The following is a 14,359-nucleotide window of genomic DNA, read 5'->3' on the forward strand; positions in this document are numbered from 1 at the left end:
CTGTGCTCTCGCGACCCTCCCACATTTCAGGTGGGCCTCAAGGCGCGGAGTAATCGCCCATGTTGCAGTCTCTCGTCCACGTTTGTCTTGCCGGGATTTCGGCCGGCATGTTTATCTGGTTGGTGGCCAGCGGCCTTACCCTGGTGTTTGGGGTCCTGCGCGTGCTGAATTTCGCCCACGGCAGCTTTTATATGCTGGGGGCCTACGTCTGCCTCACGGTCCTCAAAGCCATGGGCGGAAATTTCTGGATTGGGCTGGTGCTAGGACCTCTGGTCGTATGCGTCGTCGGATACTTCATGGAGAGGTTCCTCCTCCGCTACGTCTATCACCTGGAACTCCCGTACCAACTGCTTCTGACGTTTGCGATGGTCCTGATCTTCGATGATGCGGTCAAAATGATCTGGGGAGCCGGCTCCGCCAGTTCCCCTGCGGTTCCGGGTCTTTCAGGGTCGCTTTCCATAGTGGGGCGCCAGTTCCCGGTGTACAACCTCTTTATCATTGCGGTGGGTCCTCTGGTCGCTGTGGGCTTGTACGCTCTGCTGGAAAAGACGTGGTGGGGGAGGATAATCCGCGCGGCTGCGTCCGACCGTGAAATGGCGTCGGCTATCGGCGTCAAGGTGCCCACGATGTTCACAGCGGTGTTCGTGTTCGGCGCGTGGCTCTCCGCAATGGGTGGAGCGCTGGCAGTGCCGTACGTTGGGCTCCTGACAACGGGGATGGGCGAAGCCATCATCATCGAAGCCTTCGTAGTTGTCGTTATCGGAGGGCTGGGGAGTCTCAAAGGGGCCTTTTTCGTTTCTTTGATTATCGGCCTGCTCAGCTCCTTTGGTACGAGGTTTATACCCATGCTTGACATGTTCCTGGTTTTCATACTTATGGCCGTTGTACTCCTTTGGCGCCCTCAGGGCCTTTTTGCCGAGGGCTGAGAGATGAACCTATACTGGAAGTATTTCTTCTCAGCCGTGGGTTTAGCCGGCCTGATCGCAATCGGTTTGTTCGCAGGCCCGTTCATGCTGTACGTGACCATGCGAGTCATGATCCTATCGATTTTCGCGCTCGGGTACAATCTGCTCCTGGGCAGGACAGGTCTGCTTTCCTTCGGACACGCAGCTTTCTACGCGACCGGGGCTTACGGTCTGGCCCTATCGTCGATTCACCTTAACCCGCATCCTTTGCTGGGCATAGCAATCGGGGTTGCGGCCGCAAGTGTGTTGGCATTGGCCATTGGCTTTTTTTGCGTACGCCACACTGAGATCTACTTCGCGATGCTTACTCTGGCTTTCGGAATGATGGTCTTCTCGCTCATGTGGAACGTGCGCAGCGTCACCGGAGGAGACGACGGCCTTTACGGAATAACACGGGCCGCGATTTCGTTCGGCCTTTTCAAGATTCCGATAAGCAAGGAATACCAGTATTATTTCTTTGTGCTGTTCTTTTTCCTGCTAACCATCTTTTTGGTCCACCGGATCTACCGGTCCCCGTTCGGGCTTGTGTTGGCAGGCATCCGTGAAAATCATGTCCGTACCGAATTTGCCGGATTGGCGGTGAGGCGATATCGGCTTGGGGCGTTCGTCGTTTCAGGAGCGTTCGCAGGATTGGCAGGTTCGCTTGCCGTCCTTCTCGAGAGCAATATCACACCCGCGGCGGCACATTGGGCCCGTTCGGCCGAGCCGGTATTGGTAAGCCTTATCGGCGGTCTGCACACGTTCGCAGGTCCCTTGGCCGGGAGCATAGTTTTCGTGGTCCTGCGGGAAGTCGTCGAGAGATTTTCACAGAACTGGATGTTTTGGTTCGGGTTGCTCTTGCTCGCGATCATCATGGGGTTCCGCGGGGGAATCGTTGGATCGACAGCAGAGATTTTCAAACGTTTTTCGAGAGCGTGAGCGGGAAGGAAGAGTAGAATGCGGGGAGGACCTTTTTGTAAAAAGGTCCTCCCCACTCCCCTCTCCAAAAACTTCCATATCATGTCCGCTGGGCGGCTTCCGCTGGCAGCGGAACCTGCCCAGCGGGCAAGATATTGAGTTGTTTGGACAAAGACACTGGAGACTCTTGCACACAAACAAGCTTCCCTGATGAATCCGTGTTTGAAGGCGCAATAGGAACGCGACCGAGGAAATATATCTATGGATGAGATCCTTCTGGAAGTTCGCAGACTGAACAAAGCGTTTGGCATGGTGGTTACGGCAAAAGACATGGATTTTTCTCTGCAGCGGGGGGTAATCACTTCGATCATCGGGCCCAACGGCGCGGGTAAATCCACCCTGATCAATGTGCTGACCGGCTTCCTGGCCCCGGATTCCGGAGAGATTTGGTTCCAGGGCCAGGACATCACGCACGAGCCTATCCACCGTCGGGTAAGGCAAGGTCTGTGCCGTTCCTTCCAGGTGGTGAACGTGTTTACCAACCTGACGCTGTTTGAGAATATAGCTATACCGTCTCTGGCGGTCCGACGGCGAGCGCGCAGTATGCTCACCAGGGTGACGCGCGACATGGAGGTTCGGGGAGATGTGGAAGCAATCCTGGACCGGGTCGGGCTCGGCAGTCAGGCTCACATGACGGCTGCCGCGCTCTCACACGGAGACCAGCGTCTTCTCGAAGTAGCGATCGCGTTGGCGGCCAAGCCTCGATTGCTATTCCTCGACGAGCCCACCGCGGGCATGAATCCCGTGGAAAGAACAAGAATCTTGCAGAACATCAAGCAGCTTGCCCAAACAGGGGATGTCACTTTTGTAATTGTCGAACACGACATGGATGTGGTTTTCTCACTGTCTGACCGGGTAATCGCCCTGCACCGAGGAGTAATAATTGGGGACGGCTCACCGGATGAAATCAAAATGAATCCTCAAGTACGAGAAGTCTACCTTGGCGAAGAGGTGGCTGCATGATGCTGCGGGTGGAAAAGATAAACACCTACTACGGCACCTCCCATGTGCTACAAAACATCTCGTTCGAGGTGAAACGCGGTGAGGCAGTGGCTCTTTTGGGACGCAACGGCATGGGCAAGACGACCACTCTTCGATCCATAATGGGACTGACCCCACCCAAAAACGGATCCATCCATTTCGAAGGGGAAGAAATCTGCAAGCTGCCGCCTTATGACATCGCGCAGCGAGGTGTGGCCTATATGCCCGATGATTTGCGCGTCTTCCCGGACCTGACCTGCGAAGAAAACCTTGATATCGCTCGCCGGGTGTGCAAACGCTCCGGTTACTGGACCAGGGAAAGGGTCGAGGCCTTGTTCCCCACATTGGCCGACCGCCGCAAGCAGAAAGGTTCCAGTTTCTCCGGCGGGGAGAAAAAGATGCTCAGCCTGGGCCGTTCTCTCATGATGAACCCGACTCTGGTACTTCTCGACGAACCTTCCGAAGGACTCGCGCCGCTGATTGTTCGCAAGCTTATGGAAACCATCCGTGAGATCCGCGACCACGGAGTTACGATACTTCTGGCGGATCAGAATCTTAAATTCTGCATTGAAGTCTGCGATCGCGGGTATATTATTGAGAAGGGAACAATAGTGCATGAGGGAAGCATGAAGGAGATTTGGTCTGACGAACAAGTAGTCAGCCGCTACCTTGCCCTGTAAATGGGATTTGATGAGGCAAGTTGTCTGGTTCCCAGGCTCTGCCCGGACACTGCCAGCCAATACACGCACCTCAAACGTGGAAATTTTGGAGGCAAAGCCTGAGAACTAGGCACCTTTCGATTTAAATAGGTCTTGGCCGCAAATTTTACGAAAATCATCGGAGGATGTACCGTCCATGAAAATTCTCGTAGGGTATGATGGTTCCGCTCAGGCCAAAGAGGCCCTGAACGTGGCCAAGAAACAGGCACAGGTCTTCAATGCCACGGTGTGTGTGGTGACATCGCTCGTGGGAGAAGACACCACTACTGCCGACGACATTAAGCAAGCTCAGGAGGAACTGGATTATACCGAGCAGTTTTTCTCGGAAAGCGGCATTCCGGTTGAGACCCATCTTCTCATACGTGGGTTGAGCCCCGGCGAAGATCTGGTGCAGTTCGCACGAGACCACGGGGTTGATCAGATTGTCGTGGGAGTCAAGAAGACCTCGCCGGTAGGAAAGATCCTTTTCGGGTCCAACGCTCGCCACGTGATTCTGAATGCCCCTTGCCCGGTGATGACCGTGAAGTGAGCCATCGAACTTCCGGAGTGCCAGCAGCCGCCGGGTCGGGTTGGCAAAATCGCTTGACAAGCCAAGATCGCTCGCATATATTTTTAGGTGAAACTTAACTTGTGTTTCTCCAGTAGACCTTTCATCGGGACCGCGGGCGTTATGCAAGATTTAAGGACCTAGAACATAGGCGCCCGTGCCGAGGACTTTCACGCCGTACTTTCAGCCGGTTATTCCCCGTTCACAAAGAGCCCTTGTTCGTAAACGTAAACGCGCTTTCGCGAAATGTGATGGTGCTTTTCCAAGGAGTTAGAGAATGAGCATTAACATCTATGTTGGGAACCTGTCCTTCGACGCCACTGAAGGCGAACTCAAGGGCATGTTTGAAGAGTACGGCGCAGTCGATTCCGCCAAAATCATCGTTGACCAGTTCACGAACAGGTCACGAGGATTCGGATTCATCGAAATGCAGAACAGGGAAGAAGGTCTTAAGGCGATCCAGGAACTGGATTCCAAGGACCTCAAGGGCCGCGCTCTGAAGGTGAACGAAGCTCGCCCCAAGGGTAGCTCCGGTGGTGGCGGCGGCCGCCGCGACGGCGGCGGCGGTGGTGGCGGGAGATCTCGCTGGTAACCCCCGATCTGTGATATAATCAGAAACATGAGGTAAGAGTTTGCTTTTGCAGACTCTTACCTAACGTCCTGCAATCTTTGGCGCCTGCGGAGGATAGTCCTTGGGCACAGTGTATAAGCATGTCCTCTGCCTCCATCCCTATTTTCGCGACAGCCATTCGGGTTCGTTAGGACTCGCTGTTTTCCCTCCCACCGGTCTGGAATACATCGCCTCCGCGCTTGAGCCGCACGTCGAACGGGTCACTCTGGTGGACCTGCGTCTACCGGGGCCCATGCGACGGCTCGACAACCTGAAGAAGTTCGTCACCGAGGAAATCGACTTCCTGTGCATCAGCATTAACTGGGAATATCAATTCCCGGAAGTGTGCCAACTGGTAAACTCACTTCCCAGGGAGATCTTTACCGTGGTCGGCGGGAAACAGGCCACTGATTGCCTGGAGGAAGTGTTCGCGGCTTGCCCCGGAGTCGATGTGGTGGTCAGAGGCGAAGGGGAAGAGGCGGTTGCCGAAATAGCCACCGGCCTGGCACGCGAGGACATCCAGGGGATTTCCTACCGAAACGGGTCGGATCTCGTCCACAATCCCAACCGACCGCTCCAAAAGGTGGACGCCTACCGTTTCCCCGATCGAACACTTCGGCAGCAAAAATATCATTTCAATGTGGGTGGCTTTGCCCTACGTGGTGAGGAATTTGACATCATCCTTACTTCGCGGGGGTGTCCCCACAACTGCAAATTCTGCACGTTCAGCCTTAGTCCTTGGGGCCAAAAGAGAAATTATTCCGCTCGCTCCATAGAATCGGTAATGGAGGAGATCCGGCAGATATCCGCGGGGATCATCCTTATTGCGGATGAAGACTTCTTCGTGAATCCGGGCCGGGCCAAACGAATTTGTGAACGGATTTTGTCGGAAGGGATTAAGAAAAGGTTTCTCGTCCAGGCCAGGATTGAGATATTCCAGCATCCCGAGGTGTTGGATGTAGCCGCCAGAGCCGGCGTCAAACTGTTCCTTTTGGGCATCGAGTCCCCGACGGATCGGATTCTGGAACAGCTTAACAAGGGTTTCAACACGGAAGTCGTCAGAAAAGCGTTTGAGACTTTCCGCAAATATCACTTCTATTACCACGGCTATTTCATTTACGGAAACGTGACGGAAACCGAAGAGGAGATGCTACAGATCCCGGTCTTCGCTAAGGAGTTGGGTCTCGATTCCATAACCTACCAGAAGTTGCGGATAGAGAAATACTCTCCTCTGAAAGAACTCGTTGAGGCCACTCCGGGTTATTTCATCGGTGATGACCACATTCTTTACCGTGAAGGCATTGGTCGTCCCGGGCTCAAGCGCATCGCCGCACAGATCACTAGGAAATTCTATACTCCCGCCCAGTTGCTGAAAATTGGTCGAAAGGTTTTCAGTACAGGCCTGTTCGTTCCTCGCAACATTGCGCCGTTGCTCTTAGGGTTGCCGATCGTGCTGGCGGGAACCATCGGGCGGAAAGTGAACAAGATAGTGAGCCGGTTCATGTTGCGCCTGCGGCGTGGCTAGAAACTGGACTGAAGGTCACCCTTCCGATCGCTTCAACTCTGCGAGAACCTCCTCCCAGTCACAATCAGCTAATACGAATTTGCGTTCAAGTTGCTGCTCTCAGATGGTTTCAGCAGGGAACGACTGTAGGGGCGACACATGTGTCGCCCTGGTGGGCGAGCCATGCCTCGCCCCTACCAGGGCCAAGGCTTTGTCAGCAGTTTGATTGCAAATCTGTATAAATCCGTCCGCAGGATTGCCTGGGCATTCTTGCCACCGAAACGCCCGATGCTTATTGTAACCACAAGTCACAGTTGAGGAATGATCCATTTAGACGAGGCGCAATTGACATCAGGCAATTGCTGTCATTCGGAGGCTGAAATGGAAAGAGAAACCAACGTTAAGGAGTTTGCTGAGCAGAACTTTGTGGAAGCTCCTGCAAAGGTGAGCGAGTGCTTCTGTGAGGACGAACACCGTCTGCACGTCGCACTTTCGGAACAACGATCGACCAGATTGGCAAAGATCTTTATGCCTGATCACAAGGGGTTGGAAAACGCGCGTTGTTTGACGTTCGGACGGTGTAGATAATAGCCGGCAGGCCTAAACAAGCCAATTATGTAAAGGCTTTGACGCTGACGCGAGATTAGGCTCAGGCCTTGAGGCCCTGAAGTTTGCCGTCTGCCCGTCCGATGAAATTGGTGATGAACAATCGTTTTGCGAGGGCGGATAGTATCCGTCCTTTTTGTTGAACCCGCAATATGGTGGCGCATTGAAATTGAGAAGAATTGCAGATCTTGGTCGGTAGGGGCACGGCATGCCGTGCCCTTGCCTATCATCGCGCCATGCCACTCGACCGAAGGCGAATTCATACGACTCGTTCGCGCCGAATCGGAACGAGTTTTCCCGGTTCCGCAACCAACGAGAAAGGGAGAAACCCAATGCAAACATCAGAAGAAGCCGGGCGGTTGTCACAAATCATTGATCAAAAGGTTGAGGAATTCAAGGGTCTCACACAAGGTCTTGATGAGGAGACTGCTTCACGCGCGCCTGCCGGACGATGGTCGCCGAAACAAATCGTTTCGCACCTGTGCGGTCCCGAGGGCCGAGGCTTCCTGCCGAGCATTGTGGCTATCGTGGAGCAGGATACTCCCCGAATTGATATCGACCCTGAAAATCCTTTCTTCACCGAGAAGCGTAGCCGCATGACGCTCAGCGAACTCCTCGCGGAATTCGAATCGGAATACCGTCGGATCGCCGAGTTCACGACAGGGTTGTCCGAGGAACAGCTCGGCCGGAAGGCTCATATTCCGCTCCTTAAGGAAACTCCGATGAGCGAATATCCCACCTGCGCGGCTTGGATCGCGGCCATAGGCGAACATCATCTCGGGATGCACATAGATCACATGAGGGAGATCTTGCAGGGCCTGGGCGTTTCCGCGGGATCGCACAAGAAATAAGGGACTGACGTTCTGAAATTTCCCCTGAAGCCTTCTCTTAAGCGCGTCAGGCTCGCGTTAACAACGCGGTTCAGAGGAGCGGCCGCTTGATTTTCAGGAGTGTTTCCAATTTTTCGCGCGGCTCATGGTATTGGTCCTCTGCACAAATAGGCTCGCAACTTGCCAGCTCGACCTGCCCTGCCGCCAGTTTCAGAGCAAAACTGAAGCAGGTGCTCTCGCCGCATTTCTTGCAGTTGGTCCGCGGAAGCAGACGGTAGATCTCCAGCGGTTGCAGGTTCTCTCGGGGACTCGTGTCCGGCTCGATTTCGGCCCGTTTCTCCCACAGATCGTTGATCATTTTCACCAGATCATCGATCACTTCCTTGGCTTGCTCGCGGGATTGAAGCTGGTCCGCGGCTATGCGATCGGACCAAAAACCTATTTTGTGATTTCCCTTTCGCCAGGAGAACGCGGGGACGTCGGGCAGGTAATCACCGCTCCTGAGCGTCGCATTCAAGTAAGGCAGAACTCGGGCGATGTCCGCCGGCAGATGAGCTATCGCCTCGTACTCAAATTCCTCGGCGCTGTGCTTCGACACTTCAATTTCAAGACGGTACGACTGAATTAACATTTCAACTCCCTATCAGATGAGGCTGTTTGCAGGAAACATGTCAGATCAATTTTCGGTCAATAGGCAGCTACAGGAATGGCTGGTGCGCCGCCGTTGTCCGCCATGCTAACATGCGTGATATCGATGCGCTTCCTTACGGGCCAGACTAATCCTTGTCCAATGGGCCGGATCAAGAATCTCCGTACGGCGCGCACCTGCGTGTCTGCCCGCTTTTTTGGGCGCACACGCAGGTGCGCCCCTACCGCGCCTATGTTATCTCTTTGAACGCGAAATGGTATGAGACCGAATCGTGGTCAGCTCCTCTTCATGACTTCCTCCCTCCAACGGTTCAAAGGGAAGCAGCATCCATTACCTATTTCCAGGAAGCGCTCGTATCTGGACGGATCCCCGAGATACAAAGAGCACACATAGCGCTCCCCATTCCACACCACGGCCGGGCATGGATTCGTGTAATGCCCGTAGATCATGGAGCCTATTCTGCAAATGACAGTCGAGCAGCAATATCCGCATCCGACACAGCGGGAAGATTCGCCCAATGATTGGTCTCCTTGAACATGGGTGTTGCCAACAATTTTTCGTCGGGATGGCTGCCGAAGTGTCGGAAAAGGTCTTCCATTTCCGACATGCTCTTTGGCAACCATTCTAATGCGGCGGGCACGGCCCGCCCTACAAGAGGCGCGTCGCCCAATCGTAGGGCGGGCTGTGCCCGCCGTCTGTTCACATTGCCAACCGCCTTCACCCAAAGGTGTTCTTTAAATTTTCTCTTGGCCACGGAGAAACGCAGGCTATCGGAAATACAGCAGTAGCTGATTCAGACGTGTGGACAGTCTCAGGCTCAGAATTGTCCAAAGGGTGGTAGCTCCGGTATCAATACTGCCGGTCCCTTTCATGCCGACCTTGATCGGGCCGGGATCGTCCACGAACGTGGCGACGACCTTGTAAACGTTTCCCAGCCGCGGTTCCACTTCGGAACGGGGAGCGATCTCTTCAACCTCGATCCTGTAACCTTTGCGAGGCGCGTTGTTCAGGTATACGTGGGCTTGCTGGCCGGGTTTGACGCGCATGATCCTGTCTTCCGGAACAAAGATGTCCGTGCACAGGCGTCCCGGTTCCGCGATTTCACAAAAGGCCTCTCCTGCTTCAAGCTTCTTTCCGACCAGGGTCTCCACGTCCTTCGTGACGATGACTCCGGGCCGAGGCGCAGTGATCGCCAGAAATTGCCGTTGCCATCTTAGAAACTCGAGTTCGGCTGAAACGCTTTGCCGTTTTAACTCCGTGAGTTTGGTTCTGGCCAGCAAGGACGGATCATCCACCGCCCTGCTCCTGGAAAGGGCCATTTCCTGTGTCAACAGTTCGAACTGTCTCTCCTCGCGCCGGATTCGGAAATCCAGTTCCCGCGGATCGAGCGCCGCCAGTTTCTGATCCGTCTCCACCACCGATCCCTGCCGCACATAGACCGCGTCGATCAACCCGCTAATTTTGCAGAAAGCGTACTGCCGCTCCTTTGGAGAAATCAGGGCCTCTCCGCCGACCGAGAAGGTGAACGGAACCAGGAATAAGAAGACCGCCAGGATGACGGCAACGACAGCGGCAAGTGGCACGCGGCGAGTAGCCCACCTGCGCCCTGAAACCGCTGAGGCAGCCCGGGATCCGATGACTCGGGCGATCGCAGGTTTTCGTTCTGCAAGCCATGTACAAGCCAGGGCATTGCCGAAGATTGGGGCGATCTTCGCCACAGTCGTGACGGCTGTTTTGTCCGGAAGATTGTCGCCGGAAAATTCCATGAGCAGGTGAGCGACAGGCGCGCCGTTGTAATTCAAGGGAATGCAGCAAAGGTGATTCCACCCGGCAAGGTCACCGTATTCCCGCAATGCAGCATGGGTATCCTGCGGCGGCGCTTCCGGAGTCAGGACCTGGAAGTCGTTCCCGCGGCTCAAGATCAAAGGGTCGGCCGACTTCGCCAGATACGGCGCGAGTCCCTGGAGTTTGGCGACCAGCTTGGATTTCTTGTCCACCACAGGCTGGTGGGTCGCGGCTACGAAGCGGGATTGCCCCTCCAGATGGGTGATCAGCAGACATCTGTCGAAAGCGGCCAGGGTTCGCAAGTCGTTGGTCAGCAGAAAGTAGAGTTCGTCCAGTGAATCGCAACAAGCTGCACGCGAAGTCAGCTCTAGGGCCAGGGAGAGGTCCCTTTCCGTACCCTGTGAGCTTACTAATGAGATTTTTTCAGGTTTTTCGATCACGGGAACGTGGTCCAAGTCTCTTCCGCTTTCTCTAACATTTCTAAAACAAGGCTTCTCTATTCAGGGTTTGTGCGACATGATCGACGATCCGGCCTGCAATGCTTTGCGCGGGTGATCCCACGACGAGCCTGCCGGTCATTCCCAAAGGGATATTGGCTTCCGGATGGTCGAAGAGGACCGAGAGATTATACTGGGACTCTAACGGCGAGTCCTTTTGGTCATGACTCCTTACCTCCGTAGCGAGTTCTCCTCCAAAACGGCTCGAAAAAGGCGACTCGCTCAGGTCCTTCTCGGAGAACTGTCTTATGCCGCTGACTTTGGCCTCAAACTCCTTACCACCCGCCACCGGGAACCATACACGAACTCGCTGTCCTACATGGACTTGACTGAGGGATCGCTCCGGAATCAACGCATGCACAGCCAAATCGGAAAGCGATTCCAGTTCCCCGACAATCACGCCCTCGCCGGGCTGAAACCCCTTCTTCATCTTGGGGTTGAGTTTGGTGACCACCCCATCAAACGGCGCAACGACCCCGCCTTCGGCTTCTGCCAAATGCCTGTTGGTCCTACGGATTTCATCCTCCACCTGGTGCAATTCTATCTCTTTGGAAGGAATTTCCGCTCTCCGGCGATCATCGAGCAGTAGCAGGTCCAACTCTTTCTTGATTATGTCACGGTCAACTTCTTGTTTCACCAGATTCAGTCGAAGCACCGACGTATCCAGTTGGAACATAACCGTTCCGCGTGCAACCGGCATCCCCTCACGGACCCTGACTTCATCAACCCAGGTGTGCTGCGGCACCGCGATCTTTTGCTTTTGCCCTGCATCCAGATAACAGGGATAAATGGAGTTGGTGGCAATCGGAACAAAAAAAGCCGCGGCCAGGAGAAGTAGGCAACAAGCAAGGACCAGCGCACCTCTGAAACGTATGTGAATATTGTCTCGGAGGTTGAAAAGCCGAGCCGTTCCGGTCCACGCGGGACGCACAAGGAATAGGGCAAAGGCCAGGACCGCCAGAATAATCCCCAGGGTCTTGTCGAACCGATAGTAAACCCCCGCTATGATCCCCAGATACAGGAAGATGCGATACGTGAACGAACCGAATCCGTAAAACCCGAAAATCATTCTCTCGCGTGCGGTTCGCGCGGGGTCCGGGACGTTGGAGATACCGAGCACGCGGTTCATGAACAAGTGCCTGATATATGCGAAGGCCTTTTGATACAGATTGGGCAGGCGAAGATAGTCCGCGAGCAAAAAATACCCGTCGAACTTCAGTAAAGGATTGCCGTTGATAAGGAGCGTGGACAATAGCGAAACACCCATAAGGTAAAAGGCAACGGAATTGATTACCCCCGGCCTTGAAAAGTACCATACATACGCGGCAAAGACTGCCAACACCGCTTCCGCTACAACGCCCGCCGCGCTGATTGCCATTCGCTGTCTTCGGTCGGCAAGCTCCCAGGCCTCCGTGGTATTGCAGTACAGGCACGGGAAAAATATGAGAAAGGCCACGCCCATCTCAGGAACATGCAGCCCGAACCTCTTAGCCGTGTAAGCGTGAGAGAACTCGTGCGCTAGTTTGGTTATCGCAACCGTGACCCAGAGGTAAACAAGGTTTTCCAAGTTGAAAAAGAAGAGAAACTCTTGTTGTATCCTTGGCATGCCGGAGACGATCAGGTACACCGCGCCAGGCAACGCCACAAGAGGCACGATCGCGGTCCATTTGTTGAACAAGACGTTGAAATACTTGACGGTTCTTTCAAGAAAGGGATCGGGATTGATCAATGGGATGAAGAGAAAATACACGCTTGCCCAGCGCTGGCGATGTCTCAACTGTTCGATTCCGCGCTTTGTCGCTAGTTGATGGCGAGCGGTGCCGAACGCGGTTCCAAGTAGCAGGCCTGTTTGGGCTGCTCTTGCCAAGATTTGATTTATGTCCCCATCGCAATAGTAATAGCCGGCTTCCTCCAGTTCCGTTGCAGCCTTCTTAGCGCTCAGGGTCCCGTCCAGCTTTCCGAGGAACCGATACTCGTAATGCGAAAGACGAAAATACTTTCGGGCCACCGGGTCTTTTAGGACGACGATCTTATGACCTGCACCGTCTTTCTGTTCGAAGATCTCCAAATCTGTGCGAAACCGGGGATGCGTGAACATGGAACCGTCACAAGGCCTTGGGTCGGACGCTATCTAAGCATTATCACCATGATAACTGAGTTGCGTCTCCACGTCCAGCATCATGACTGCGCGGCCGGACCTGCGATTCATTTTCGTGGCAGATGTTCCTGGTAATTGCTTCCCATGGCCGCGTGCAGTTCCGCCAGGGTGGCGTTGGCTTCTCCCAGCGCCCTGAAACGATCAATTTCTTCTTCCAATTTGTCGGCCTCTGCGTCAAGCAACGCAAGCCTGTTCACGTCGTTGCTCAGTGCCTTGGCTTTGAGCGCGTCAAGGAGGCGACTTGCCCCCTGCACCGACTCCTCGGAAAGTCGCAAATCCTTCAACGCCCTATGGTGCGACGCGGCTGATGCGCGCACCTGGGAAGCAATCCCGACTGCTACCCCTCCACCCGCCAGGGTCGTTTTCGAGACATTGGACCGTGCGGCCTTGGATTCGTCCCAGTTACTGATCCAGTCGAGGAGGTCGAAGTAGACCCGCACGCCCACATCCTTCCAGTCTTTATTGTACAGGAATCGATCCTTGTCTCGAGTGTAACGCCAGAAGCCGGTGGTCTTGGGAACAAACTTGACCAAGGTTCGCTTGAGGTCGTTCACGGAGTTTTGCACCGTGAGGCCGACTTCGTAAGCTTCCGGCCGGTTCTGAATAGCCCTCTGTTCCATCGCGCAGACACTCTCCTGGTATACAGGAGCCGACAGGTTGCCGTCGAGTTCAACTGCCTCGTGGCAATGTTCCGGAGGCAGCACCAGGGCGGAGAAAAGCGTATTCCTCTGTTTTGCCGTATCTTCTTCAACGGCCATGGCTATGCGCGCGACCCTCAATGAGTTCTGTCGCGCCCGATGGAAGTCCTCAATCGGTTTCAACTTCTTTTCATGCAGGATTTCAAGTTGCTCGGCAACACGATGTCTTATATCGGTGAGTCTTTTCACCATACGCAGCCGAGCCTGCAAGCTCAAGAGCCTGAAATAGGACGCTTCAACCGCTCCCACGAGCTTCTGCGCCACCCGCACTTTTTGGTGATGTGCCCTTAGTGAGTCGTTATTGGTGCTCTTAGTGAGGTAGTAAGCCAGTGCCGCATCGGTGGGGCTCCAGTTGAGTTCAAGGGTATAGCGCCATGTGCTTCGTTCATGGCCCACTGAGTAATTAGTAACGCCGGTTCCCGTGGTCGCTGCCGGATCGGGATTGACGCCTTCCTGGCCCAAGACGTCACTAAAGGCATAACCGTAATTGTCACGGTTGCTTAGTTCGCTGGCAAACACGAGATGAGGCAGGATCTTTGTCCGATTGCTGTCACGAATCCAACGCTTCGTGAACTCGTCTACTCGAGCAGCGTGCAAGTCCAGATTTCTGGCCAGGGCCATCTGTTTGCATTCTTCGAGAGTCAGGCGCCTTTTCCCGACAACAGCCGCCGCGGGAAGAGGCCTTTGTTCAGCCGCACCAGCCGCGGCGGAAAAGTGGGGGGCCGGCGTGGGAACAGGTGGCCGCTGCAAGGAATACTTCAGGCTCTGGCAGGAACATGCTGCCAGGCCGAAGAAGCAAGCGAGCATCCACAAGAGAATCTTTCCCATCAGACCGACCAAGTGGGTCAAGACC

Annotated in this window: 14 protein-coding genes; 9 read left to right on the forward strand and 5 right to left on the reverse strand. The window is 54.6% G+C overall.

Going from position 1 to position 14,359, the window contains the following annotated elements:
* Window positions 1-59 precede the first annotated feature (59 nt).
* The 9 genes from HY913_10285 (at window position 60) to HY913_10325 (ending at window position 7,740) form a co-directional block, all read left to right on the forward strand.
* Entirely contained in the window at window positions 60-926 is an 867-nt protein-coding gene (locus tag HY913_10285) for a branched-chain amino acid ABC transporter permease (protein ID MBI4963653.1), read from the forward strand.
* 3 nt (window positions 927-929) lie between these two features.
* Window positions 930-1,883 (forward strand): branched-chain amino acid ABC transporter permease, encoded by a 954-nt coding sequence (locus HY913_10290; protein ID MBI4963654.1) that lies wholly within the window; start codon window positions 930-932, stop codon window positions 1,881-1,883.
* Window positions 1,884-2,123: 240 nt separating this feature from the next.
* Entirely contained in the window at window positions 2,124-2,885 is a 762-nt protein-coding gene (locus tag HY913_10295) for an ABC transporter ATP-binding protein (protein MBI4963655.1), read from the forward strand.
* On the forward strand, window positions 2,885-3,583 hold the full coding sequence (locus HY913_10300) for an ABC transporter ATP-binding protein (GenBank protein ID MBI4963656.1): 699 nt from the start codon (window positions 2,885-2,887) through the stop codon (window positions 3,581-3,583). The genes HY913_10295 and HY913_10300 overlap by 1 nt, the downstream gene beginning before the upstream one ends.
* Before the next feature lie 175 nt (window positions 3,584-3,758).
* Window positions 3,759-4,151, forward strand: a complete 393-nt coding sequence (locus HY913_10305) for a universal stress protein (protein ID MBI4963657.1) — start codon at window positions 3,759-3,761, stop codon at window positions 4,149-4,151.
* A gap of 295 nt (window positions 4,152-4,446) precedes the next feature.
* On the forward strand, window positions 4,447-4,761 hold the full coding sequence (locus HY913_10310; protein ID MBI4963658.1) for an RNA-binding protein: 315 nt from the start codon (window positions 4,447-4,449) through the stop codon (window positions 4,759-4,761).
* Between the two features lie 100 nt (window positions 4,762-4,861).
* On the forward strand, window positions 4,862-6,304 hold the full coding sequence (locus HY913_10315; GenBank protein ID MBI4963659.1) for a B12-binding domain-containing radical SAM protein: 1,443 nt from the start codon (window positions 4,862-4,864) through the stop codon (window positions 6,302-6,304).
* A gap of 360 nt (window positions 6,305-6,664) precedes the next feature.
* Window positions 6,665-6,871 carry a hypothetical protein gene (locus HY913_10320; protein MBI4963660.1) on the forward strand — a complete coding sequence of 69 codons (207 nt, stop codon included), beginning with the start codon at window positions 6,665-6,667 and terminating at the stop codon, window positions 6,869-6,871.
* Window positions 6,872-7,221: 350 nt separating this feature from the next.
* A complete protein-coding gene (locus tag HY913_10325) occupies window positions 7,222-7,740 on the forward strand; it encodes a DinB family protein (protein MBI4963661.1) in 519 nt (172 codons plus the stop codon).
* Between the two features lie 70 nt (window positions 7,741-7,810).
* Here HY913_10325 and HY913_10330 read toward each other — a convergent pair whose 3' ends face one another.
* The 5 genes from HY913_10330 to HY913_10350 form a co-directional block, all read right to left on the reverse strand.
* Window positions 7,811-8,350: a hypothetical protein gene (locus HY913_10330; GenBank protein ID MBI4963662.1), complete on the reverse strand. Its 540-nt coding sequence runs from the start codon at window positions 8,348-8,350 to the stop codon at window positions 7,811-7,813.
* 472 nt (window positions 8,351-8,822) lie between these two features.
* The gene (locus HY913_10335; GenBank protein MBI4963663.1) at window positions 8,823-8,966 is read right to left on the reverse strand and encodes a hypothetical protein; all 144 of its coding nucleotides are present in this window, start codon (window positions 8,964-8,966) and stop codon (window positions 8,823-8,825) included.
* A 169-nt stretch (window positions 8,967-9,135) separates the two neighbouring features.
* Complete coding sequence (locus HY913_10340; protein MBI4963664.1) at window positions 9,136-10,608, reverse strand: HlyD family efflux transporter periplasmic adaptor subunit; 1,473 nt, start codon at window positions 10,606-10,608, stop codon at window positions 9,136-9,138.
* A 25-nt stretch (window positions 10,609-10,633) separates the two neighbouring features.
* Window positions 10,634-12,748, reverse strand: coding sequence for an efflux RND transporter periplasmic adaptor subunit (locus HY913_10345; GenBank protein MBI4963665.1), 2,115 nt, complete (start codon window positions 12,746-12,748; stop codon window positions 10,634-10,636).
* 107 nt (window positions 12,749-12,855) lie between these two features.
* Complete coding sequence (locus tag HY913_10350) at window positions 12,856-14,355, reverse strand: TolC family protein (GenBank protein MBI4963666.1); 1,500 nt, start codon at window positions 14,353-14,355, stop codon at window positions 12,856-12,858.
* Window positions 14,356-14,359 lie beyond the last annotated feature (4 nt).

Source organism: Desulfomonile tiedjei (genome assembly GCA_016212925.1).
Taxonomy (GTDB): domain Bacteria; phylum Desulfobacterota; class Desulfomonilia; order Desulfomonilales; family Desulfomonilaceae; genus JACRDF01.

Bases quoted from the DNA above. Each gene is read 5' to 3' on its own strand.
- HY913_10285 (MBI4963653.1), top strand. From the start codon at position 60: ATGTTGCAGTCTCTCGTCCACGTTTGTCTTGCCGGGATTTCGGCCGGC.
- HY913_10290 (MBI4963654.1), top strand. From the start codon at position 930: ATGAACCTATACTGGAAGTATTTCTTCTCAGCCGTGGGTTTAGCCGGC.
- HY913_10295 (MBI4963655.1), top strand. From the start codon at position 2,124: ATGGATGAGATCCTTCTGGAAGTTCGCAGACTGAACAAAGCGTTTGGC.
- HY913_10300 (MBI4963656.1), top strand. From the start codon at position 2,885: ATGCTGCGGGTGGAAAAGATAAACACCTACTACGGCACCTCCCATGTG.
- HY913_10305 (MBI4963657.1), top strand. From the start codon at position 3,759: ATGAAAATTCTCGTAGGGTATGATGGTTCCGCTCAGGCCAAAGAGGCC.
- HY913_10310 (MBI4963658.1), top strand. From the start codon at position 4,447: ATGAGCATTAACATCTATGTTGGGAACCTGTCCTTCGACGCCACTGAA.
- HY913_10320 (MBI4963660.1), top strand. From the start codon at position 6,665: ATGGAAAGAGAAACCAACGTTAAGGAGTTTGCTGAGCAGAACTTTGTG.
- HY913_10325 (MBI4963661.1), top strand. From the start codon at position 7,222: ATGCAAACATCAGAAGAAGCCGGGCGGTTGTCACAAATCATTGATCAA.
- HY913_10330 (MBI4963662.1), bottom strand. From the start codon at position 8,350: ATGTTAATTCAGTCGTACCGTCTTGAAATTGAAGTGTCGAAGCACAGC.
- HY913_10335 (MBI4963663.1), bottom strand. From the start codon at position 8,966: ATGGAAGACCTTTTCCGACACTTCGGCAGCCATCCCGACGAAAAATTG.
- HY913_10345 (MBI4963665.1), bottom strand. From the start codon at position 12,748: ATGTTCACGCATCCCCGGTTTCGCACAGATTTGGAGATCTTCGAACAG.